The organism is Lentzea cavernae, from assembly GCF_014653695.1.
GTDB lineage: Bacteria > Actinomycetota > Actinomycetes > Mycobacteriales > Pseudonocardiaceae > Lentzea > Lentzea cavernae.
In genome coordinates this window covers 174895-197785 of sequence record NZ_BNAR01000002.1, presented here as the reverse complement: position 1 = coordinate 197785, position 22891 = coordinate 174895, and the positions used below count along the sequence as shown (strand labels likewise).

Annotated in this window: 20 protein-coding genes; 13 read left to right on the top strand and 7 right to left on the bottom strand. The window is 65.7% G+C overall.

Translation table 11 applies throughout. From position 1 onward, the window contains the following. Positions 1–18 precede the first annotated feature (18 nt). The 3 genes from IE307_RS06895 to IE307_RS06885 all read left to right on the top strand — a co-directional run bounded on the left by IE307_RS06895 (position 19) and on the right by IE307_RS06885 (position 2819). Positions 19–432, top strand: a complete 414-nt coding sequence (locus tag IE307_RS06895) for an acyl-CoA thioesterase (RefSeq protein ID WP_229904479.1) — start codon at positions 19–21, stop codon at positions 430–432. Continuing rightward, positions 429–1529 carry a zinc-binding dehydrogenase gene (locus tag IE307_RS06890; protein ID WP_191296794.1) on the top strand — a complete coding sequence of 367 codons (1101 nt, stop codon included), beginning with the start codon at positions 429–431 and terminating at the stop codon, positions 1527–1529. Before IE307_RS06895 ends, IE307_RS06890 begins: the two co-directional genes overlap by 4 nt. 156 nt (positions 1530–1685) lie before the next feature. Then, positions 1686–2819 carry a S1 family peptidase gene (locus IE307_RS06885; protein WP_191296792.1) on the top strand — a complete coding sequence of 378 codons (1134 nt, stop codon included), beginning with the start codon at positions 1686–1688 and terminating at the stop codon, positions 2817–2819. Positions 2820–2869: 50 nt separating this feature from the next. Here IE307_RS06885 and IE307_RS06880 read toward each other — a convergent pair whose 3' ends face one another. Beyond that, the gene (locus IE307_RS06880) at positions 2870–4234 is read right to left on the bottom strand and encodes an alpha-amylase (RefSeq protein ID WP_229904478.1); all 1365 of its coding nucleotides are present in this window, start codon (positions 4232–4234) and stop codon (positions 2870–2872) included. 92 nt (positions 4235–4326) lie between these two features. After that, the gene (locus IE307_RS06875) at positions 4327–5733 is read right to left on the bottom strand and encodes an MFS transporter (protein WP_268250343.1); all 1407 of its coding nucleotides are present in this window, start codon (positions 5731–5733) and stop codon (positions 4327–4329) included. Positions 5734–5786: 53 nt separating this feature from the next. On the opposite strand from IE307_RS06875, the gene IE307_RS06870 reads away from it, so the two are divergent. Beyond that, positions 5787–6464 carry a TetR/AcrR family transcriptional regulator gene (locus IE307_RS06870; protein WP_191296788.1) on the top strand — a complete coding sequence of 226 codons (678 nt, stop codon included), beginning with the start codon at positions 5787–5789 and terminating at the stop codon, positions 6462–6464. On the opposite strand, the gene IE307_RS06865 is transcribed toward IE307_RS06870, so the two are convergent. Then, on the bottom strand, positions 6451–7035 hold the full coding sequence (locus IE307_RS06865) for a class I SAM-dependent methyltransferase (protein ID WP_191296786.1): 585 nt from the start codon (positions 7033–7035) through the stop codon (positions 6451–6453). The two genes, IE307_RS06870 and IE307_RS06865, sit on opposite strands and share 14 nt — an antisense overlap. Before the next feature lie 188 nt (positions 7036–7223). Next, positions 7224–8360: a tyrosine-type recombinase/integrase gene (locus IE307_RS06860; RefSeq protein ID WP_191296784.1), complete on the bottom strand. Its 1137-nt coding sequence runs from the start codon at positions 8358–8360 to the stop codon at positions 7224–7226. A 1291-nt stretch (positions 8361–9651) separates the two neighbouring features. On the opposite strand from IE307_RS06860, the gene IE307_RS06855 reads away from it, so the two are divergent. From IE307_RS06855 to IE307_RS06825, 7 genes are all read left to right on the top strand, one after another. Then, complete coding sequence (locus IE307_RS06855) at positions 9652–10407, top strand: IclR family transcriptional regulator (protein WP_191296782.1); 756 nt, start codon at positions 9652–9654, stop codon at positions 10405–10407. Continuing rightward, a complete protein-coding gene (locus IE307_RS06850; RefSeq protein WP_191296780.1) occupies positions 10397–11605 on the top strand; it encodes a DUF4407 domain-containing protein in 1209 nt (402 codons plus the stop codon). Before IE307_RS06855 ends, IE307_RS06850 begins: the two co-directional genes overlap by 11 nt. A 518-nt stretch (positions 11606–12123) precedes the next feature. Then, the gene (locus IE307_RS06845; RefSeq protein ID WP_191296778.1) at positions 12124–12852 is read left to right on the top strand and encodes a hypothetical protein; all 729 of its coding nucleotides are present in this window, start codon (positions 12124–12126) and stop codon (positions 12850–12852) included. Beyond that, positions 12849–13775 carry a hypothetical protein gene (locus tag IE307_RS06840; RefSeq protein ID WP_191296776.1) on the top strand — a complete coding sequence of 309 codons (927 nt, stop codon included), beginning with the start codon at positions 12849–12851 and terminating at the stop codon, positions 13773–13775. The genes IE307_RS06845 and IE307_RS06840 overlap by 4 nt, the downstream gene beginning before the upstream one ends. Before the next feature lie 175 nt (positions 13776–13950). Beyond that, positions 13951–15921 (top strand): ATP-binding protein, encoded by a 1971-nt coding sequence (locus IE307_RS06835; RefSeq protein ID WP_191296774.1) that lies wholly within the window; start codon positions 13951–13953, stop codon positions 15919–15921. Between the two features lie 809 nt (positions 15922–16730). After that, positions 16731–17138: a DUF4407 domain-containing protein gene (locus IE307_RS46630; RefSeq protein ID WP_229904477.1), complete on the top strand. Its 408-nt coding sequence runs from the start codon at positions 16731–16733 to the stop codon at positions 17136–17138. Between the two features lie 619 nt (positions 17139–17757). Then, positions 17758–18126 carry a DsbA family protein gene (locus IE307_RS06825; RefSeq protein ID WP_191296770.1) on the top strand — a complete coding sequence of 123 codons (369 nt, stop codon included), beginning with the start codon at positions 17758–17760 and terminating at the stop codon, positions 18124–18126. A 102-nt stretch (positions 18127–18228) separates the two neighbouring features. Here the strand turns inward: IE307_RS06825 and IE307_RS06820 are convergent, their stop codons facing one another. Next, complete coding sequence (locus IE307_RS06820; protein ID WP_191296768.1) at positions 18229–19236, bottom strand: magnesium and cobalt transport protein CorA; 1008 nt, start codon at positions 19234–19236, stop codon at positions 18229–18231. Between the two features lie 165 nt (positions 19237–19401). Between IE307_RS06820 and IE307_RS06815 the strand changes: the two genes are divergently transcribed. Beyond that, positions 19402–21381 carry an APC family permease gene (locus IE307_RS06815; protein ID WP_191296766.1) on the top strand — a complete coding sequence of 660 codons (1980 nt, stop codon included), beginning with the start codon at positions 19402–19404 and terminating at the stop codon, positions 21379–21381. Between the two features lie 14 nt (positions 21382–21395). Then, positions 21396–21647, top strand: a complete 252-nt coding sequence (locus IE307_RS06810) for a hypothetical protein (protein ID WP_229904476.1) — start codon at positions 21396–21398, stop codon at positions 21645–21647. Here the strand turns inward: IE307_RS06810 and IE307_RS06805 are convergent. Both IE307_RS06805 and IE307_RS06800 read right to left on the bottom strand, forming a co-directional pair. Then, positions 21539–22267: a phosphate signaling complex PhoU family protein gene (locus IE307_RS06805; RefSeq protein WP_191296764.1), complete on the bottom strand. Its 729-nt coding sequence runs from the start codon at positions 22265–22267 to the stop codon at positions 21539–21541. The two genes, IE307_RS06810 and IE307_RS06805, sit on opposite strands and share 109 nt — an antisense overlap. Positions 22268–22301: 34 nt before the next feature. Then, the gene (locus tag IE307_RS06800; RefSeq protein WP_191296762.1) at positions 22302–22775 is read right to left on the bottom strand and encodes an SDR family NAD(P)-dependent oxidoreductase; all 474 of its coding nucleotides are present in this window, start codon (positions 22773–22775) and stop codon (positions 22302–22304) included. Between the last annotated feature and the right edge of the window lie 116 nt (positions 22776–22891).

The following is a 22891-nucleotide window of genomic DNA, read 5'->3' as shown; positions in this document are numbered from 1 at the left end:
CGAGGCAGGGATGGGTCTTTGCGCGAGAACTACCGGCACTGGCAGCGGATTCCGACCCGGTGGGCGGACAACGACGTCTACGGGCACGTGAACAACGTCGTCCATTACGCGTTCATGGACACCGTGATCAACACGTGGCTGATCGACGCCGGGCTGGACATCCAGGCAGGGCAGGAGATCGGGCTGTGCGTGGAGTCGCACTGCAACTACCGCGCCTCCATCTCGTTCCCGGAGGCGGTGGACGCGGGGCTGCGCGTCGGGCACCTCGGCCGGTCGAGCGTGCGCTACGAGGTCGGGTTCTTCTTCGAGGGACGCGAGGACGTCGTGGCGGAGGGCCACTTCGTGCACGTGTTCGTGGACCGCACGACCCGCAAACCGGTGGAGATCCCCGCGGGTCTGCGCACGGCGATGGAAGGCCTGGTGGTGGCGTGAAGACGCGAGGCGCGGTGCTGACCGGGGTCGGTGCGCCCCTGGAGGTCGTCGACCTGGAGCTCGACCCGCCCGGTCCCGGCGAGGTGCTGGTGCGCGTGCACGCCACCGGCCTGTGCCACTCCGACCTGTCCGTGATCAACGGCTCGCGCATCCGGCCGTTGCCCATGGTGCTCGGCCACGAGGCGGCGGGCGAGGTGGTCGAGGCCGGCCCGAACGCCGAGTTCAAGGCCGGTGACCACGTCGTGCTGTCGTTCGTGCCCGCGTGCGGCGCGTGCCGCCGGTGCGCGTCGGGCCGGCAGGCGTTGTGCGAACCGGGAGCCGCGGCGAATCGGGACGGCACGCTGCTCGGCGGCGAACGCCGGTGGACGCTCCCGGACGGCACGCGGCCGCACCACCACCTGGGCGTGTCCGGGTTCGCCGAGTACACGGTGATCTCCGACAGGTCGGCCACCCTCGTCCCGCCGGACCTGCCGCTCGACATCGCCGCGCTGTTCGGTTGCGCGGTGCTGACCGGTGCGGGAGCGGCGTTCTACAGCGCCCAGGTCGTGCCCGGTGAGAAGGTCGCGGTCTTCGGGCTCGGCGGTGTCGGACTGGCCGCGGTGCTCGCGGCCGTGACGGCGGGCGCCACCCAGGTCGTCGCGGTCGACGTGGTCGAGCACAAGCGCCGGCTGGCCCTCACCCTCGGCGCGACGCACGAGGCCGCGGGCGGCCCGGACGTCGTGGCGCAGGTCCGGGACCTGACGGGCGGCGGTGCGGACAAGGTCATCGACACCACCGGGGTCGCGGCGGTGCTCGAACAGGCTTACGCCGCAACGGCTGTCGGCGGCACGACCGTCACCGTCGGCCTGCCGCACCCCGACCGGACCGTCAGCCTGCCCGCGCTGAACCTGGTCGCCGAGGAACGCACGCTCAAGGGCAGCTACCTGGGCTCGTGCGTGCCACGCCGGGACGTGCCGCGGTTCGTCGACCTCTACCGCGCGGGACGGCTGCCGGTCGAGGGCCTGCTGTCCGGGCGGCTGCGGCTCGACGAGATCAACGACGGGTTCGCGAAGCTCGCCTCCGGGGAGGCGGTCCGGCAGGTCGTCGTGATGCAGTGATGCCCGGTTCGGCCCGTTCGGGCATTTGTCGGGCAGGACAGTTCCGGTAACAGGTGTTGACCACTGCTGTTCTGCTGCTGCACGGTGAGAGCGCTCTCATGTTCGTCGTTTCCGCAACGGGGCGGAAGCGATCCCTGCACGGACAAGGAGAAGAGCATGCGCTTCACCATGCCCAGAATCGTGCCCGCGCTGGCCCTCGTGCTGGTCGGGACCACCTTCACCGCTCCGGCCCAGGCGTCGGAGAAGGAGATGTCACCCGGCCTGCTCACCGCGATGAGCTCGGCGTTCGGGCTGACCGAGACGCAGGCGCGCCTGCGTCTGGAGAAGGAACAGCGCGCGTCGGAGATCGCGCCGCGCGCCGAAGGCGAGGCCGGTGCCGCACTCGCCGGCAGCTGGTTCGACGAGGCGAGGAACAGCCTGGTCGTGGCCGTGACCGACAAGGCCGCCGCCCGCAAGGTCGAGGCCACCGGCGCCGAGGCCGTCGTCGTCGGGCGTTCGGCGAACTCCATGGCGGCCCACAAGAACCGCCTCGACGCCCTGTCCGCGACCGGCTCCGTGCCGTCCGCGGTCGCGAGCTGGGCCCCCGACGCGCGCACCGGAACCGTCGTGGTGAACGTGGAGGCGGGCAAGCAGACCGCCGAGGTGGCCTCGTTCCTGGACAAGGCACGTCAGTTCGGTGCCATCACCGTGCGCACCGAAGGCGTGCAGCAGCCGCAGACGTTCGCGGCGGGCACGGTCGGCGGCGACCCGTACTACACCGGCAACGTCCGCTGCTCCATCGGCTTCTCGGTGCACGGCGGCTACGTCACGGCGGGCCACTGCGGCGGCAACGGCCAGGCCGTCTACGGCTGGGACCGCTCGTTCCAGGGCAACTTCGCCGGTTCCTCGTTCCCCGGCAACGACTACGCGTGGGTGCGCACCGGCGGCGGCTGGTGGACCGTGCCCGTCGTGCTCGGCTGGGGCACCGTGGCCGACTCGCTCGTGCGCGGCTCGTGGGAGGCGCCGGTCGGCACCTCCGTGTGCCGCTCCGGTTCGACGACGCGCTGGCACTGCGGCGTGATCCAGGGCCGCAACGAGACCGTGAACTACGCACAGGGCGCGGTCTACCAGATGGTCGGCACCTCGGTGTGCGCCGAGGGCGGCGACTCCGGTGGTTCGTTCATCACCGGTGACCAGGCCCAGGGCGTCACGTCCGGCGGCTACGGCAACTGCTCCAGCGGCGGTCGCACGTGGTTCCAGCCGATCAACGAGATCTTGAACGTGTACGGCCTGCGGCTGCACACGGCCTGATTGAACTCCCGGCTGTCCACCGCTTCTCGCGGTGGACAGCCGGTGATTTCTCAGCGGGCGTTCACGTGCAGGGCGAGGGCGGTGCCCGCGCCGAGCGTCGTCGTGAACCGGCCCTGCGAGTCGACGGTCACGCGGACGCAACCGTTCTCCTGCACGTTGCAGTAACTCCCGGCCGGCAACGCCGTCTGGAACGTGCGGCTCACCGCGAACGTCTCGCGGTTGATCGCGACGAAACCCTTGTTGCCGCGACCGAACGCGATCATGTCGTACCCGTTGTCCTGCCAGTTGTTCACGTCCGTGCCCGCCACGGTGTTGCGGAACCCGACCATGTTCGCGATCTGCGTCCACGCGTGCTGGCACTTCCAGCCGCCGTTGTAGCAGACGGAGCCACCGGGCGGACCGGCGTCCTTGTCGCTGAACTCGTAGCCCGAATACACCTGCGGCGCACCGTAGTTCCATGCCAGCATGAACACGTTCGCGAGCGTGTACGTCGAACCGTCCTTGTACGTCAACGTGGACCCGTTGCGCTCGGTGTCCCAGTTGTCGACGAACGGCCGGGCCTGACCACTGGGCAGGAAGCCCCACGCCTGCCCGAAGTTCCGCAGGTAGGCCAGGTTCTCGTTCTGGAAGACCCGCTTCACGTCGTAGGCGTAGCGGAACTCGTCCACGTCACCCGACCCCGTGTACTCACCGGGCTGCACGGCCTCACCCGAGCCGTAGATGACCTCGTGCACCCAGAACACGTTGGGATTGCTCAACCTGCCCTTGATCGCGGCGAGGTCGCCCGCCGCCATGTGCTTGGCGGCATCGACGCGGAACCCGTCGACACCCATCGAGATCAGCCGGTTCAGGTACCCGGCGATCGCACCGCGCACGTAGTCGCTACCGGTGTCCAGATCGGACAGACCGACCAGCTCGCAGTTCTGGACGTTGTACCGGTCCTGGTAGTTGTTGATGTGCGAGCGACACGAGTGGAAGTCCCAGTCGCTGTACACGCCGGGGTAGTTGTACTTGGAGTAGTTCGTGCCACCGGTGCCCGTGCCCGACCCGGCGCTCATGTGGTTGATCACCGCGTCCGCGATGACCTTCACACCCGCGCTGTGACAGGCGTTGACCATGTTCCGGAAGGCGTTCTCGTCACCGAGCCGCCCGGCGATCCGGTAACTGACGGGCTGGTAGCTGGTCCACCACTGCGGACCCTGGACGTGCTCGGTCGCAGGGGAGACCTCGACGTAGCCGTAGCCCTTGGGGCCCAGCACGTTCGTGCACTCCGACGCCACGCGGGCGAGCGGCCATTGGAACAGGGTGACGGTGACGTCCTTGGCGCCCGGTGGCGCCGCAAGACTTTGCACCGGTGTGGACAGACCGACGATCAGCAGCACCGCTAGAAGGGTGCGCGAAGCCGAGGAAACCACGTTGTCTCCTTGCTGCAGGGGTTCACCCATGGTGGTAGCACCCTCACGCACACCAGGCAAAGCGTTGCAAGAACTTTCCGGAGTAATTCGGCCTAGTGCGCGCGACGCGCCCGGAAGTACGCCCAGCCGACCAGTGCCGCCGCCATCGCCGTCAGCGCGAGCCCGCCGACCGTGACCGCCTGCTCGAACTGCGCGGTCTGCGTCGCGCTCCACCCCGGCTGCGCGATGCCACCGGCGAACAGCACGGCCAGCACCGTGCCGCTGACCGCCACGCCCGCCGCCGACGTCACCTGGGACGCGGTGTCGACCAGCGCGGCCCCGATCGACGTCCGGTTCTCCGGCAGACCTTTCAGGACGTTGACCCCCGCGACCGCACCGACCACGCGGATGCCGACGGCGACCAGCACCAGGGAAACGGCCACGGGCACGTACCCGAGACGGCCGAACAGCGCGTACACCGCCAGCCCGGCCACGACGGCGAGGGCGCCGACCAGCACACCCCGGTCGAGACCAGCCCACCCCACGAACCGGTTCACCACCGGACCGGCGGCGATGAGCACCGCGACCTGCGGCAGCATCCCGGCGGCGGCCAGCGCGGGGGACCAGCCCCAGTCGAGCTGCAACTGGAGCGTCACGAGGTAGGTGAGCCCGGCGGCCGCCAGTCCGGTGGCGGCCTTGTAGGCGAGACCGCTGGAGACCAACGGGTGAGCGACGAGCCTGAGGTCGAGCAACGGATGGCTGGCCGTGCGCGCACGGACGACGTACAGGACGGCGGCTACAACGGTCAGCACGGCGACAACCCACGCCAGCCAGGAGCCCTCGGCGAAGAGGGACGGGACGACGAGGGCGAGCACGATGGTCGCGGTGCCGAGCACGCCGCCGAGGTAGTCGGCGGGGCCGCGGTGCAGGTCGGTGTCGCGCTGGACGCCGCGACCGATTCCGGCGAACGCGAGCACGGCGATCGGGACGTTGATCAGCAGCAGGGCCTGCCAGGGGGCGACGGCGAGCAGGAACCCGCCGAGCGGCGGGCCGATCGCGAGGCCGACGAGGCCGACCGTCGAGATGAGCGTCATCGCGCGGACGCGCAGGTCGTCGGTCCGGAACAGGCGGAACGCCAGTGCGATCGAGCCGGGTGTGGTCATGGCGGCGGCGACGCCCATCAGCGAGCGCACGGCGATCAGGCCGCTCACGGACGTGACGAACGGGGTGGCGAGGCTCGCGACGGCGAGGAGGGCGAGGCCGGCGAGCATCACGCGGCGGCGGCCGAAGCGGTCCGCGACGGCGCCGAACACCAGCATCAGGCCGCCGAACACGACGGCGTAGGAGTTCGAGACCCACTGCAGGGCGGTGGTCGAGGCGTGGAGGTCGCGGCCGATCGTGGGCAGGGCGACGTTGAGGATGGAGTTGTCGAGCATCTCGAACAGGAACACCGCGGACAGGCCGGCGAGGGCGATCCACGCCTCTCGCAGCGACCGCGGTGGTACGACGTAGGTGGTCACGAACACTGTTCTACTCACGAACACTGTTCGGGTCAACTGGTAGGGTGGGTGACATGAACCGGAAGGCCTCGTCACGCGAGGAGTGGGCGACCCAGATCGCCGCGCTGGAGCAGCAGACCCCGGCGCGCAAGGAACCCATCACCGTCGGCCGCATCGTCGGCACGGCGCTGGCGCTGGTGGAGGCCGAGGGGTTCGACGCGCTGACCATGCGCCGCGTCGCCGCCGCGCTGCGGACCGGGCCGGCCTCGCTCTACGCGCACGTGCGCAACAAGGCCGAGCTCGACGACCTGCTCATCGGCGCGCTCAGCAAGAACGTGTCGCTGCCGGTGCCCGACGCTGCTCGCTGGCGTGAGCAGGTTCTTGACGTGTGCTGTCAGCTGCGCGACCAGTTCCTGCGGTATCCGGGGATCGCGCGGGCCGCGTTGTCCGCTCCGCCGGCGAACCTCGACACGCTCCGGCTCACCGAGGGCATGCTCGCGCTCTTCCTGGCGGGCGGGGTGCCGGCGCGATCGGCGGCGTGGACGATCGACGCCGTGCTGCTGTACGTGAGCGCGTACACGGTCGAGTCGTCGTTGCGCGGGGGGATGGACCGGGGTGAGGTGCTCGAGCGGTTGCGGATGCTGCCGGCGAGCCACTTCCCGCACGTCGTCGAGCACGTGGACGAGCTGAACTCCGGTGAGGGACACGAGCGGTTCGAGTTCGCGCTGCGGTTGATGCTCACCGGCGGCTGACGACGAGGTAGCGCTCGTCCTCGATCCGCCGGCCCCACAGGTCCTCGGCCGTGAGCGGGGTGACCTCGGCTTCCCCGCGCACCCCGAGGACGAGCTCCCTGGTCTGCGCTGCGGTCAGTCCCGCTCCGGTCGACCACCGGCCCTCGACCAGCAGGAGAACGCCGTGCGGCCGGAGCAGCGACACCCATTTCTCGAGCGCTGCCGCCGGGTCCGGCAAGGCCCACAGCACGTGCCGTGCCAGCACGACGTCGAACGAGCCCTTCGGGTCGGAGGCGTCGCCGACGGCGAAGTCGATGGTCAGGTTCGCCGCGGCCGCCTTGGCGCGTGCGGCGGTCACCATCTGCTCGGACAGGTCCAGGCCGTGCACCTCGTGGCCCGCCTCGGCCAGCAGCACGGACAGGCTGCCGGTGCCGCACCCGAGGTCCATCACGGACGACCCGGCGGGCACCAGGGGCTGGAGGAGCCGGGCCCAGGCGGCGCGCACGAGCGGGTCGCGCAGGCCGTGGTCCGGCTCGTCGTCGAACGTCGCGGCGTGCCGGTTCCAGAATTCTCGCGTCGTCACTCTTTCCATTTTCGCTTAAGGGACCATCAAGCCTTTCCCAAATGGGAAGTGTTACCCGACTGAAACTCATCGGCGGGTCAGTGCGTACGTGCCGGTCAGGTGGCTTGTCGACGTACTTTTCGCCGAGGTGCCCTTACTGATTGGGAGCAATCTGGGAGCGCGGGTGCTGAACACATTCGTGAAGTAGTAGGTATCTACTAGGCTTCGTCAGATTCTTCCATACTCCATGACCAGCCGCCGTCGATTTCCCATCGGCGCTGGAGCTGTTCGAGCATCCTACCGATCATCGCCTCGGTTACGTGCGAATACCGGTCATCGGTGGAACTGCGCTTGTGTCCCAACCGCTCCAGCCTCAGCACACGTGGCACGTCGTCCTCGATGAGCCACGTCTCCTGCGTGTGCCGGAGATCGTGGAAAACCATGCCCTCCTTCAGCGGCGCCCAGCCGAGCGCTTCGTTGCCAGAGATGGCCGGCAACCAAGCGCGTGTGCGGAAGTTGCATCGACGTTGAGATAGGCCTCGTCTCGTGAGGAACACGAATCGCGAGTCGGGATTGCGTTCGCGATGTGCGAGTAGCTCGTTCACGAGGAACGGCGGCAGGTGCACGTGGCGGACGCTGGCCGGTGTCTTTGGTGGCCCAAGAGTCGGCTTGTGTCCCCGAGCCTCGTGCAGCGCGCCGAATTCGGGATCCACGGTGATGCGAGGTCTCGTGTCCAGGTGGGTGTTGATCCACTGCAGTCCGGCCAACTCGCCCCAGCGCAGCCCGGTGTAGGCAGCGGTGATCACCATCAAGCCGTCATCGGGGTGCATCCGTGCTGCGAGCGCGTCCACTTCGTCCGTGGTGGCGTGGGGTCGCTCTGGTGAACTGGCGAAGACGATCCGCAGCTTCCGGCATGGGCTTGAACCGATCAGCTTCTCGTCGACCGCCTCGCCGATGATCTGCGAGAAGAGCTTGAGAACGTCCTGGGCGCTCGGGTCGGTGAGCTTCGACCGCAGTGTCTTGTTCACCCAGCCCTTGACCGCGATCCGCTCAATGTCGCCGAGCGCGGTGCCGGACCAGAACGGCAGGATGTGGTTTCGCAGGTGCGAGTCGTACTTCGACCACGTGGCCACCCTCACGCTGTGCGCGTCAGACCACTTCCGAACCCACTCGTCGATAGTGGTCCTCTCGATACGCGGATCGACGAACTGTTTCCTTCGTTGATCGGACTCCACATCCAGTGCACGGTCTTCTGCCGCTGTCTTCGTGATGTATCCGTTCTCGGTGTAGATCGTGCCGTCGCCCAGGCGATAGCGAACACGCCACACAGAGCCCCGCCTCTCTATCCAAGCCATTGCCTCTCCTTTGGGTCGTGCTCATCGAATGTGCCAACTGGCCACATGTAGATGGACGCTCATTTCCAGCGGAAGGGCAACCTATATGTGTTCATTTCGTACCGGGCGCCTACGCGCTGCGCTGCGACTTGTACGAGATTTATTGGTAGCCGCGTTCGGAGGTTGTGCCGCTGCAGTCACAATCTGCTTTATGTCGTCCTGAGAGAAACGCAGGTGCTTCCCCAGGAAGGTGCACGGCACTGCTCGACGGGCGGCTCGTCTGCGCAGCCAGGACTCCCGTACCTGGAGCTGCGCTGCTGCTTGTGCGGGTGTGAACAGGATCTGTACCACTGCCGCCGCCAGCTGGGTCGTTGCCGTGTGATCTTCGGTGGTGGTGGCCTGCCCGGCCATTGGCATGGGGTCGGGCGACGTTGGTGATCCTGAAGATGACCATGGGACTGGCGGAGTCATCGGGCACGCCCCTCCTGGCAGGGCGCTCTTGGCTGAAATGAAGAGCGCCGTTGGCAACCCTTAACTCCAGAAAGGAAGTCTCTTCGGGACAACTGGTTCGAGAGTCTTACGGTTTGCGTCAGGGCTGGATTTGTAAGCTGGTCAGGGCGCTTCCCCGCGAGGATTGCTGCGCGACGATGCCGAGGGCCGGTCGGCGGGGGGCAAGCGACTGCCGAAACTTCAGCCGCGACTCGTGCGACGAAGTCGTTCTCAGACACCAACTTCGACCGGTCGAAGCCGGATAGCCAGTCGAGCAGTCGGTCGCAGCCCTCGGAGTGGGAAACTCGGCGTCGCCGAGAACCTGGTCGTGGTGTTCGAGGACGCGGCATGGTGGGCGTCGGTGTGGGTGTCAACCCCGCCGAATACCGTGACGTGGGGTGCGGTCGTGCAGATGGGGCGTTCTAAGACCTGTCGTCCGTGTTCGCTGAGACCTGGCCGGGAGGCGCGCATCGGGCCGGGCGAGGTGGAAAGAACAGAGATGGGTCCTGTGGCGACTGGCTCCTATCAGGTATCTCCGCCCGCCTGGTGACGTGTACGTGAGAGCACCCAGGCCGGATGGCAGCTCCGGCGAAGGACACCACGGTCAGTTGATTTGGGGGCAGGCCAGCCCGAGTGATTCCACTACGACATCCTCTCTGTTGATTTGTCTTGGTTTTCGCAGGTGGGAACGTGTGTCCCGACCCGCGACAGTGTTGTCCCTGCCGTGCGCGGCGTGACTGGTGACAACGCCCGAGATCGAGCGATAAGTGTTTTCTTGCAACTAAATTGGTCGCGACCGCTAGTCGTGATCCACACTACGCCGGTGGTTCTCTTTCGGCTGATTCGCGCGGCGATCACTGCGTTAGCGGGCAGCGTAGTCACTCTCGCACAACTGAACCTGCCCAGCAGGAGCCTGTGGGAGTCGCACGTCGTTTTGCAATACGTGAGCGTGATCGTGATCGCCATGTTCGTCTGCTACGACGCAGTCCGATCGTTCGACCAGGCGATCCAGAACAGCAAGATCCGGGCCTACGACCGCAGGCTCCGCGCCGCGTTGAGCGCCACCGTCGCGTCAATCGTGGACGAGTTCGGCACGCCATGGGACGAGATCGCGGTCTACCACTATCAAGTCACCTCCTTCTGGCCATGGCGGCGACTGAGCAAGGTTGACGGGGTTCGGGCCGGTGCATCGACCGCGAACGTCCAGCCGTACTACAAGATCGGCAAAGGTCTGGCCGGGACCGCGGTCAGCGAGCAGGTACTACTCGCGGAGGAGTGGCGCGACTTCGTCCAACGGGCGATCCCGCTGAAACCGGACGGGTGGATCCAGCTCGACGAGCGGAAGAGGTACGGCTTGAGCTGGGGAGAACTGATGGGCTCTGAACGGCCCTTGGGGATGGTGGCGAACCCGGTGTTCGGCCCGCAGGGCGCACCGAGCGGGTGCCTCGTGGTGACAGGACCGATGAAGCTCAACGAGTTGTCCGGGAACGAGATGCGCCAGATCCTGTCCGACGCAGCGACGGAGATCCAGCTCATGGGCCCGGCGCCCCGAGGGTGGTGGAGTTTCAATGCCCGATGATCAGATTTCTGGTGGCGTGCGGGCGAAGCCGGCGCGTGCCGACGGCATCTCCGGCAGGTTCGCCACCTTGATGGAGAAATACGGGGCCGGTCCGGAAGCGGTGAGGACGGCGCGTGACCACGTGATCGATCGCCCGTTCGAGGTCTGGCGGGTGGAAGTCGCACGTCCCACGTCGTTTCGCGGAACTCCTTCATCGAACACAGGTCACCAGCCTCGGCGGTGGAGTCTGTCCGCCCTCGCCGGCGCGGATCCCACGCTGCTGCTCGACCTTCCCGGTACCCGGCTCCGATACACCACGCTCGGTGCTTCCATGCTGGTCAGTGCGCTGGTCGCGGGGGCATCGGTCTGGCTGGCGCTGAGCCAGCTCGGGTTCGGCATGGTCGTAGGGTCGCTCGGAGGGGTGGCCTTCGGCGCTCTCGCCCTCGTCCTGGAGCGGGTGACGGTCGTGTCGCTTGTCGGCCACGGCGGGAGGAGGGTAACCGGCGCGAAGAGAGTGCTGAGCGTGCTTCCCCAGGTCGTGTTCGGGTTCATCACGGCCATCGTCATCTCCGTGCCGTTGGTCTTGGCCGTCTTCCGGCCTGAGATCGAAAAGCAGCTCGTCGTGTCCCAGCTGGAGCGGACCGTGCAGATCCAGGAAAAGGTGGACGCAGAGAGGAGAGCGAGGCGGCTCCCGCTGGAAGAAGACCTTGCCACGACGACGGATCCAGCGGTGCGCGACAACATACGCCGTCGACTCGACCAGATCGACATGTCGGCTGCACAAACCATGGATCTTTCCATCGCCGATGTCAGGGACTCGTCGGACGGTTTGCTCGCCCGTCTTGAGGCGCTATCCGAGTTGCGGGCGTCGAACGCCACGCTGGACACGGCCGTGTGGACGCTGGTGGGCATGTTCGCGCTGATCTCGTTCCTGCCAACGCTGCTGGCGAGCATGCAGCGGATCCAGCCCGCGAACGCGTACCACCTTCTGATCCACGTCCGGGAGCAGTACGTTCCTCGAGAGAGGGAACTGGATGAGCTCCGCAAACAAATCCGCGTGGTCTCCGACGTCGCCGACAGAGAGGACGTCGACCTACCCGTCGTCGAAATTCTCAACGCTCGCCTCGAATCACTCACTGAGACAGTGAACAGGGACAAGCAGGAAGTGCTCGGCCAGGTCATCGACCTTGATGCGCGCCGGATCCGCAATGTGGGATAGACCGCTCGCCTCGGCGCCAATCAGTTCATTGGGCCCAATGGGAGGTTGCTGGTCGGCTCGACGACATGCCGTGATTAGCTCAACTACGGCGAGCTAGTGTTCGCCCAGCCGCTCGCCGATCGGCATGAGTGTGTAGTCGGAAAGATCAGGTTCGGGCCGCAGAGGTGCCGACGACCGGGCCGCGCTGGAAGACATTCTTCACGGGGTGCGTCCGAGCATTGGCTGGAACTGGACGCCGGTCGCCTTGTCCGGTGCCTCGAGCTCGGTGTGCTGACGGCGGTTGACCGAGTGGTGGGCTTGCTGGATCTTCCCGTTGGCTGATGCGGATGTTCGGGCGACTGCAAATAGCCCAGATGGAGCAAGTCGAAACTGCTAACGCCAGCGTCTGCGCTCCGACATACGTCTCACAGCCTCGGGTCGCGGAGGTGTAACGCATGTGCAGAGACGATGAAGGTGGCGCCAGACGGGTTCTTGCTTGGTTGGGCACTGCCGTGGTTGCGGTGGGTGCGCCACTGACGGTGAGCACCGGTCTGCGCGAGCTGCCGAACGTGCTTGACCAGTTGACTGGACAAGCAGCCCTTCTCGCCGCCTATCTGGCATTGACGATCGCGGCCCTCGGAACGATGTGGGGGGTTACCGCAAAGGCTGCGCGCTGGCAGGCGGCGCTGCGGCAGGCGCTACGACCGCCGTCGGAGTCGAGAGAAGACGAGACGGTGGTGGAGACGGCCGCACGATTCATCCGTAAGTCCGAAGCGGCATACCGGAAAGAGGCGTCCGAGCCCGCTCGAATGCAGGTCTCGGAGCTGTATCAGGGGACAGACGTTCGAAGAAGCGCGGCAATGATCGTTGTTGGAGCGATCGCGCTACTTGGGGCGTTGACAATGCTCTGGTTACTGCCGGAGCGAACATCGAGTACTGCCTCCACCCCGGCAGCGGTACCGGCCGGACAGTCAGAGGGCCCCTTCGACGGTCCACCCAGCGTGGTGAGGGTGATGTTCCTCGGCGATACGCCGGACATCGCCTCTTCGCCGGAAGGCTGCACTCCCGCACTGATTGACTACGCGCTCATGATCGGTGGCACCTTGGAACGTCCGGTGCTTCGCTTCATCAACGGTGACGCAGGACCGGTGCCACCCAACGCTGATACGCCGATTCCGAAACGCAGTGGACCGTGCAAGGCCCCTGAGTGGCAATGGACTGTCGGTGAGCCGGAACTCGTACGTGTCGAGAAGGTGAGCCAACGATGACCGACGAAAAGTACGCACGGCTGACCGCAGACCAGCGCGATGCCGTGAAATGGGTCGGTTCCATCGTTCTGGGCGTGGCGACCGCGGCTGCAGGAGCTACGACGATCACGAGGCTTGGAAACGTGGCGGAGGACTGGCGCTGGGTACTGCCCACCGGCCTGCTCTTGTTGGCAGTAGCGGGCATCGTTCTCACCGCCACCTCCATCGGCTGGGCGCTGGCGGTTCCCGAACCAAGTCTCGTGGCTCTGATCAGCAAGGCCGACCGCGAAAGAAGTCCACGCCGAGGTAGGTGGTGGCGCCCGCAGGATCGCAGCATTCACGACGCTGTGAAGGAAGCGGGTGCTGAGATCGAGTTGCGCGAGGGCGGATTGCCCGCTGTCACCGAGCGGGTAACGCTTTTGGAGGAGGCGCGTTCGAGAACACTCCGCGCTATCAGTACAGGCGTGGCGGATGACACGCATGTCGAACGGTACAAAGACGCGGAGGACAAGCTCGGCGTCCTCTACTCGGAGTTGCGAGCCGTGACTTCGGCAGTTCGCTACGTGTGGGTCCGTGATCGGGTGCGCTGGGCGTTGTCTGCCATCGGTGTGAGCGCGGCGATCACTGTTGCCGTGATCGTCGGCGTGGTGTTGCTGACCGTGCCCAAACCTACGAACGCGAACGGAACGGCCGTAAGGGTCTACTTCACAGGCGACACGAGCCTTGCCAAGTCGCCAGACGGCTGTGTTCCCGCCGCGGTTGACGCTGGCTGGATGACTGGGGGCACCTGGGAAGCTCCTGTGCTTGTGTTCGAGCCAGGAAAGGTAGCGGTGACCGGCTCACAGGCGACGAGTGCAAGAGCCGGCAACTGCGACACGGGAAAGCCCGCATGGGTCTGGCGTGCGACCTCCGGGCAGGTAGTACTCACACCGATGACACCTTGACCTGTGGCAAAGTCTGGACTGCGGTTCGGGTGCTGCTCCTCACAACCACCTTTCAAAGCCCTATCGAGGATATTGCAGCCCCTGCAACGAGATCGGACGTTCCCTCCAGTAAAAGCTGCGACGAATACTCATGTCGTTCCACACGAACGAGGCAGCAGCTGCGTAGGGTTGGCTCATGCCGGAGATGGTGCTCGCGACGAGCGATGACCTAGTCGCTCGACTGGCTCACGAAGGTGATCCAGTTCGTGCGGTGGTGGAACTCGTCTGGAACGCTATCGACGCTGAGGGTACGCAGATCTTCGTGTCGCTGGAGCGCAGCGCGACGGACGCGATCGCTGCGGTGAGGGTTGTCGACAATGGCCACGGCGTCGCAGCCGAGGAGGTCGAACATACCTTCGGGCGTATCGGCAACTCCTGGAAGAAGGCCGCTCAGCGATCGAAGAACAACAAGCGCCAGCTGCACGGCAAGCTTGGGGAGGGAAGGCTCCGGGCGTTCGCTCTGGGCTCGCACGTTGTGTGGGAGAGCTGTGCCGCCAACACAGCAGGCGTCGTGCAGCTCGTGACAATCTCCGGTGACCGCAAGGATCGGCACCGTGTCCGTTGGGATGTCGCTCCGGCTCCCGGCGACGAGTCCGGAACCACGGTCACGGTCTTCAACGAGCAGCAGCGGAGCCTGGGTGCCCTGGAAAATGACGTTGCCACGACGACCTTGAGGTCGCACTTCGCGCCGGTGCTGTTGAACGAACAGGATCTAGTCATCAAATACGAGGGCGATGCCCTCGAACCACAGAAGGAGATCCTGCGCGACACGCCGATTCCGGTCGAGTTCAGTGACGGATCGGCGACGCACCACTGTCAGGTTCGGATCATCGAGTGGCGTTCAGGAAAGCACCGCGCTCTCTACTTCGGCCCCGACGAGCACCGCTTCGTGTACGAGGAGCCGGGCAGCGACGTCGAAGCACAGTTCCCCTACTCCGCCTACATCACTTGGGAGGGGCTCACTTCCGAACACCTGGAGGTGATCGGCCTCGGGGACATGGCGGGCTCGCCGGTGTCCGACCTGTGGAAAGCAGCTCGGCAGGCGATCCGCGAACACTTCAACACCAGGCGGCGGGAACGCCGGCGCGAGCAGGTGGACCAGTGGAAGTCCACAGGTGTCTATCCGTACAAAGGAACTCCGAAGACCGAACCCGAGCGGATTGAGCGAGTGGTGTTCGACGTCGTTTCCGGCACCCTTGTCCCGCACATCTCTAAACGCAAGGACAACGCGCGCCTCACCCTTGCTCTGCTGAGGGACGCGCTCCGGCACGATCCTGACAAGTTGACGACGATCATCCACGAGCTCGTCGCGCTCAAACCCGAGGACCGCGACGCGCTCACCGGCCTGCTGAGCGAGACGACCATGTCTGCGATCATCAGATCTGCCAACTTGGTGACGAACCGCCACAAGTTCCTGGCCGGACTCGAACATCTGCTGTTTGATCCCCAGGACTCGTCGGAGGTCGGGGAGCGCGACCATCTCCACAAGATCCTGGAGCGGGAGCTCTGGATCTTCGGCGAGGGTTACCACCTCATGAGCAGTGAACGTGGCTTGACGGAACTCGTGCGCACACACCTGCGGCTCGAGGGCCTGCCTGTCAGGGGAGTCGAACCGGTGAGGCGTTGGAGCGGCAAAACCGGACGTGTTGACCTGCACCTCGCCACCAGGTATCGCGAACACGACCGCGTCCGCCACCTCGTGGTCGAGCTGAAAGCGCCGGATGTGATGATCAGGCGCGGTGAACTCGACCAGGTCGAGGACTACGCCAACACCGTCCTCGCCAATCCGGCATTCGCCACCGAGAAGGCGGAGTGGGACTTCGTCCTGGTCGGCACCGATCTCCACGAACTCGTGGAGAACCGGCTCAAGCCGGGTGACATGGGTTGTTTCCTCGACCCAGAACAGAAGCCGGGACGCCCAAAGGTGCGGGCGTACGTCCGGCGCTGGCGGGACCTCATCGACGAGAACAACCGGCGCCTGGAGTTCGTGACGAAGGCGCTCGAGCATGATCCGTCGATCTCCGAAGGCTTCGATCACGTCAAGCGCGAGTATGCGGACCTTCTTCCCTCGTCGTTCGCACAGGATGGAGATGCGAACGCCGGGTAGGTGGCTCGTGGCGGGGCGACGTGTCCTCACCCCAAACGCGCGATTTGTGCCTTCGGCAGGACATTGGAGAATCCTGCGGAAGAGGATGAGGGCGCCGCGCTCTCTGAAACTACGAATCGAGCCTCGTCTCTTCGTCCGCCAACGTCGTACAGATTGCCCTGAGATCAGCTGCACAGCCGCAGGACGTGAAACGGTACGAGCTGGTCGACCAGATGCACCCTCTGAGGGCGGCCGGCGGCGTTGCTCGTGCCGAGAAGTGCGTCCGTACTATGGGCGCTTCTGGAGTTTGTCAGGTGGTCGCCGAAAGCGGCCGTAATCGCGAGCGCCGAGGTGCCGTGGTTAGCTCGACAAACACGGCAGCAGCATCAGCCCGAATATGGTTTGCGGGCGCGGTGATGAGGGGGAGCGCGACGGCTGCGACACCGGCGACCGCGCTGGACAGATACTTAGCAGGTCCGGGGTATTCACAGGCAGGCGAGGAAGGTTGCCCGATGGTGGCGCGAAGGACTCATGGAGTTGTCGACCGACGACGTCGTGCCACCGCTCGCGAAACCAGGCCGGAGCAACGCACCGTGTGGCTGCCAACCTTGATTGCGGCTCTTGCTGCCCTCGGCGGGGCGGCAATAGGCGGGTGGTTCACCGGGTACAGCGCCGATCGGTCGGCAGCCGCTCAACAGCTGGTGATGCAAGCCCAAATCAATGAGGATAAGCAAAGAGCGCAGCGAGAGATTCGGAAGGAGGTCTACATTCGGTATCAGAGAGCTGCTACCGCGTACGCCGACCGTCCAGAGTTCCGGCGGTGCGCTGACGTGTCGCCTGAGCGGCTGGCCGAGCTTCCTGAGTGCAGGGCGATGGCAGGATCGGGGGACGAGAAATACCTTGCACTGATTTCTGCTCAAGATCAGGTCTTCACGCACGGCAGTCAAGAAGCGTTGGACGTGGCATTAAAATTCGATCAGCTTGTCGTTCCTATGCGGCGCTATCTGGAGCTTGAAGTGCTGGCATATGCGGAATGTTCGGGTGCGACGGGTAAAGGCCTGACGGGAGTGCCAGGAATGGGTCCCGAATGTGCCATGTTGAGGCGGCAGGCTGACGAAGCTCGACTGAAAGCGACTTTGGTTAACGCCGAAACCGTTGCAAAGGAGTCGCTCGGCGAGTTTCGGATGGTGATGTGCCGGGAGCTCAACAGCATTCCACGCGAAAGTTGCAAGCGTTGACGACGATCCACGCCGGCCACGAGCGACGAAGAGCGCACCTGTTCGATTGACCAATGGTTGTGTTCAGGCGGACCTGATCGGTGCGTAGAGTGCTGGCGCCGCAGGAGGTACAGCGTCGCCTCAACGCAAGCTGGTTGGCTATCTGTAGGTGTAACAGGCTGATGGCCAACGTGAGTCAGCCGCCGTGCGGGCAGACGATGATGCTCTCTTGCGCGGCGAGTTGATGCGCGGCACTGGTCTGAGCATCGTCGGCTTATAAAGGCGGATGCCCTTCGTCGGGAACTGGAGATCGGAGCTGATCGAGCTCGTAGATATCGTCCGGAGCGAAGTTGTGCTAAGGTGTGCGCAGCGATGTAGTGAAGCATGTCCGTATCGCAGGTTCTGATGTGTTTTCTGGCTGAGCGAGATGCACGCGTTCGACACCTAAAACGCTGTAATCACCTTCAAAGTTTGCTTCAGGGGAAGGTGCTCAAGCGCAACTGTCATTCTAAAATTGCGACCCTCTCTGGGAAATTCTAGCATGATATTAAAGAAGGATTGCCCGCATCCCGTGTGATACCGAAGATTGTATATGTAGTTAGATCCCATCTTGCCGGATATTTGAGTGCGAACCTCGTTGATGGATAGCTCTGTAAGGCCAGCGCGGTCGAGAGATGCAGTCTTCTCCTTCCAGGCCGCCGGAAAGCAGGGCAAGCTCGAAGCGATGTACAAGCGCATGTACGAGACCCAGGCGAACTGGGGCGACCAGCGGGTCCCGCACCGGGAGACGTTCTTCGGCTTCGCCCGCGACCTCGGCCTGGACATGGCGAAGTTCGAAGCCGACGTGAACGACCCGGCCACCCTGGAACGCGTGCTCAAGGACCGCAAGGACGGAACCACCGTCGGAGTCCAGGGCACGCCCACGTTCTTCATCAACGGCACCAAGTTCCAGGGCCCTCCGAGCTACAGCGCGCTCAAGACCACGATCGACCGGGAACTCGCCAAGTGACCGAGACGCGGTTCGTGACCAGGCTGCATCCGCAGCTGCTCAAGTATTCCGGCTATGTCCCGACGTGCAGGTCTGGATGCTGCGACATTTGTCGATCCCGCGCTACAGCCACTTGTTCCGCTTGAGCAGCCGGTAGAGGACCACACAAGCGATCAGCACGACGGACAGCACGAGCGGGCGCCCGTAGGTCCAGTGCAGTTCGGGCATGTGGTCGAAGTTCATGCCGTACACCCCCACGACCATGGTCGGTACGGAGATGATCGCCACCCAAGAGGAGATCTTGCGCATGTCGCCGTTCAGTTGGAGCGTCACCTTGGCGACGGTGGCGCTCAGCAGCGAAGTCAGGAGTTCGTCGAAGCGGGCGATTCGTTCGGAGACCGTGGTCAGGTGGTCCTCGACGTCGCGGAGGTAGGACCGCACTTCGTCGGGGACCAACGGCGTGGCGCCTTCAACGAGGCGATGCAGTGGCACGGCGAGCGGTGCGACGGCCCGGCGGAGTTCGAGGATCTCGCGGCGCATCAGGTACATCTGTTCCGCGCCGACCTGGCTGCGCGCAGCGAACACGAGCGACTCCATCAGGTCGATGTCGGTCTCGCACGCGTCGGTGACGGACAGGTACTCGTCGACGACGCGGTCCGCGATCGCGTGCAGCACGGTGGCGGGGCCGGCTTGGAGCCGTTCTGGTTCGGCTTCGAGTTCGGTGCGCAAGCCGTGCAGGCCGGAGTGTTGGCCGTGTCGGACGGTGACGATGAAATCCTTGCCCAGGAACGCCATGATCTCGCCGGTCAGGACGATCTCGTTGGCCGTCTCGGGTGACTCGTTCTCGACGTGGCACACGGTCTTCATCGCCATGAACAACGTGTCGCCGCGGTGGTCCAGGGTGGGGCGACGGTGTCTGCGGATCGCGTCGTCGGCCGCCTGGTCGCGTAAACCGCACGTGCGGGCGAGCCCGTGGAACTGTTGTCTCTCCGGTTCGAAGAGGCCGATCCAGACGAACCCCTCGCCGCGGCCCCGGACCTCGGTGAGCGCGGCGGTGTACGTCCACTCGCCGGGGAGTCGTTTGCCGGCGACGTAAACGGCGCAGTCCACCACGGTCGCGGGCTCGAACACATGGTCAGCTTCACCCGCCGTGCGAGCGCTGAGGAAGGGTTCACCCCAATGCGCAGCAAATTTTTACGCGTTCTTGATGCCGTGCCCTCCTGCCTTTACATGGGCCGGACTTCACGCGAAGTTGACTCGCTCCCAAATGACTGGACACCATCTCGGGGGCAAGGCATGACCGACACGTCGCAGCAACACGCGATACCTGAACGCGTGGACAGCCCGGTGCGTCCGGCCGCACCCGCGACGGGGCTGGGGCGCTGGATGCTGGAGCACCGGGTGCAGCCGGTGATCGGGCCGGAGAGCGGGGAGGCGCACGCCGAGCCGCAGTCGTGGTGGAAGGTGATGTGCCTGACCGGCGTGGACTACTTCTCCACCCTGTCGTACCTGCCGGCCATCGCAGCGCTCGCGGCCGGAGCGGTCTCGCCGTTGGCGACGTTGCTGATCGTGGCGTTGACCCTGCTGGGCATGCTGCCGATGTACCGGCGCGTGGCCAAGGAGAGCCCGCACGGGCAGGGGTCCGTCGCGATGCTGGAGAACCTGCTGCCGTTCTGGCGCGGCAAACTGTTCGTGCTGGTGTTGCTGGGGTTCGTGGCCACCTCGTGGATCATCACGATCACGCTGTCCTCCGCGGACGCGACCGTGCACCTGCTGGAGAACCCCTACGCGCCGGGCTTCCTGCACGGTCACGAGGTCGCGGTTACCGTCGTGTTGCTGCTGGTGCTGGGCGGGGTGTTCCTGCTCGGGTTCAGCGAGGCCGTCGGGGTAGCCATCCCGTTGGTAGCGGTCTTCCTGGTGCTGAACGCCGTGATCGTCGTGGCGGGTGTCGTCGAGGTGCTGGCAGAGCCGGCCGCGCTCGACCGGTGGCTGGACGCGCTGACGTCCACGAGTGGTGGTGTCGTTGGCCCGGCGATCCTGGCGTTTCCGTTGCTGGTACTGGGGTTGTCGGGCTTCGAGACCGGCGTGAGCATGATGCCGCTGGTGGCCTCGAAGGGGAAGACCGCGGAAGAGCGGCTGAAGGACCGCGTGCGCAACACGCGCAAGCTGCTCACCGCTGCCGCACTGATCATGTCGGTGTACTTGATCGCCACCAGCTTCGTGACCACGGTGCTGATCCCGGCCGAGAAGTTCCAGCCCGGTGGCGAGGCCAACGGACGAGCGCTCGCCTATCTCGCGCACGGCTTGCTCGGTGACGCGTTCGGCACGGCCTACGACATCAGCAGCATCCTGATCCTGTGGTTCGCAGGTGCCTCGGCGATGGCGGGCCTGATCAACATCGTGCCTCGCTACCTGCCTTCGTACGGCATGGCGCCGGAGTGGTCACGAGCGGTGCGGCCGGTGGTGATCGTCTACACGGTGGTCTGCATCCTCGTCACGATCATCTTCAACGCAGACGTCAACGCCCAGGCGGGCGCGTACGCGACCGGGATCCTGGCGATGATGGTGTCCGCCTCGGTCGCCGTCGTGATCTCGGCGGCGCGACGCCGGCAGAAACCGGCGGCGATCGCGTTCACCGTTCTCTCGCTGATCCTGCTCTACGCGCTGGTCGAGAACGTGATCGAGAAGCCGGACGGCCTGACCATTTCGTTGTTCTTCATCCTCGGCATCATCGCGATCTCGCTGGTCTCCCGCGTTACCCGCACGACCGAGCTGCGAGTGGAGCACATCGAGTTCGATGAGACCGCACGCCGGTTCGTCGCCGACACGCTGGCGTTCGACGGTGCGGTGACCATCATCGCCAACCGCCGCCAAGCGGGCGACGCGGCGGAGTACGCGGAGAAGGAGGCCGAGCAACGGGGCATCAACCCCGTACCGGGGACCGCGGACGTGATGTTCCTGGAGATTGACGTGGTCGACCCGTCGGACTTCAGCGAGGTGCTGCAGGTGCGGGGAGTGGAGATCGACGGACACCGGATCCTCCGAGCCGACAGTCCGGCCGCGCCCAACGCCATCGCGGCGATCCTGCTCGCTCTGCGCGACTGCACCGGCGTGCGGCCGCACTGCCACTTCGCCTGGAGCGAGGGCAACCCGCTCGGTCACCTCTTCCGCTACCTGCTGCTGGGCAGGGGTGACACCGCACCGGTCGTGCGGGAGATCATCCGGGCGAGTGAACCCGATCCCGAGCGCCGGCCGGGCATCCACGTCGGAGGCTGACCAGAATGGTGGACATGGACGACTTGACGGAACTGCGTCGCCGCGCGGACGACGGTGATCAGGACGCGGTGGACCAACTGGTGGAGCTCGCCGGCGAACGTGGCGATTTCGACGAGCTGCGCAGGCTCGCGGACGCGGGCAGCTCCGACGCGGCCGATCAGCTCGTCGAGCTGGCGGGCGAGCGCGGCGACCTGGATGAGCTGCGCAGGCTGGCCGCACTGGGCAACACCGACGCGGAGGACGTGCTGGCCGAGTTGGAGGAGTAGGCGGTGGAGATCCGGCGGGCGACCGAGACCGCGTGATCGGCGAACCGCTCGTAGTAGCGGCTCAGCAGCGCGGCCTCGACGCCTGCGGTGACGCCGTGCCGCCACTCGGCGCAGCTGAGCACGGCGAACAGCGACCGGTGGAGGTCGTTCACCTCGTGGTCGAGCGTGTCGAGTTCTCGGCACAGCACCGGGTTCGAACCGCGGACCGCCCAGCCCGCGGTGACGGCCGACCGGGTGGCGATCGTGGCCATCTGCTCGAAGCGGGCACGCAACGGCGCGGGAAGCACGGGGTCGGGATGGCTGCGGCGCACGGCCAGCGCCACGTGCTCGGCCAGGTCTCCCATCCGTTCGACGCGCTCGACGGACAGCGCGACGGCCAGGATCGTGCGCAGGTCGCCGCAGACCGGTGACTGAAGCGCGAGCAGCAACTGGACGTCGTGTTCGACGCGGTCACGCGCCTCGTCGAGCACGTGGTCGTCGGCGATCACCTGCTCGGCGAGCTGGAGGTCGTTGTCGAGCAACGCGTCTGTGGCCTTGCGGATCGCGATCGCGGTCAGGTCGCACATGTGGGCGAGCTGCAGGACGAGCACGTCCAGCTGGCGGTGGAACAGATCGCGCATCAGGGTGTCCTTTCCAGACGGTGGGCGGGAGGGACTAGTCGGTGTCGCGACGTTGCGCCGGCACGGCTCTGATCCCGCTGTGGTGCCACAGCACTCGTGGAGTCGATGACCTGCCCATCGACTCCACGAGTTCTTTGGTCAGCAGGACCGGTGCGAGGTCGTGCACCTGGACGGCGAGCTCGCTGCCGTTCTCGGTGATGGTGCAACCGTCGGTGCCGATGACCGTGGCGGCGTTGACGATCAGGTCGAGCACCGGGTGTCCGGCGGCGATCTGCCTGGCCAGCATGACGATCTCGTCGAGGTGGGCGAAGTCGGCGGCGACGGGGTGCAGACGTGCCGGATCGGCACCGCACTCGACAAGGCGTTGCGCGGCCTCCCAGCTCTGCTCGGCTTTAGGGGCGTGCAGCACCACCGCGTGACCGTCGGCGAGGAGGGCACTGGCGATCTTGTAGCCCGTGCCGTTGCTCCCGCCGGTCACCAGTGCGGTCGGAAACGAGGACCGGATCATGCTTCCATGCAACGGGAAGCGAGCTCAGACCGGCAAGTGGCTTTACGGAATCTCTGCGTCAGGACGACGCAAGGGTTGCGGCGAAAGCAAACTCGTCGTGCGGACGCTGCTACAGC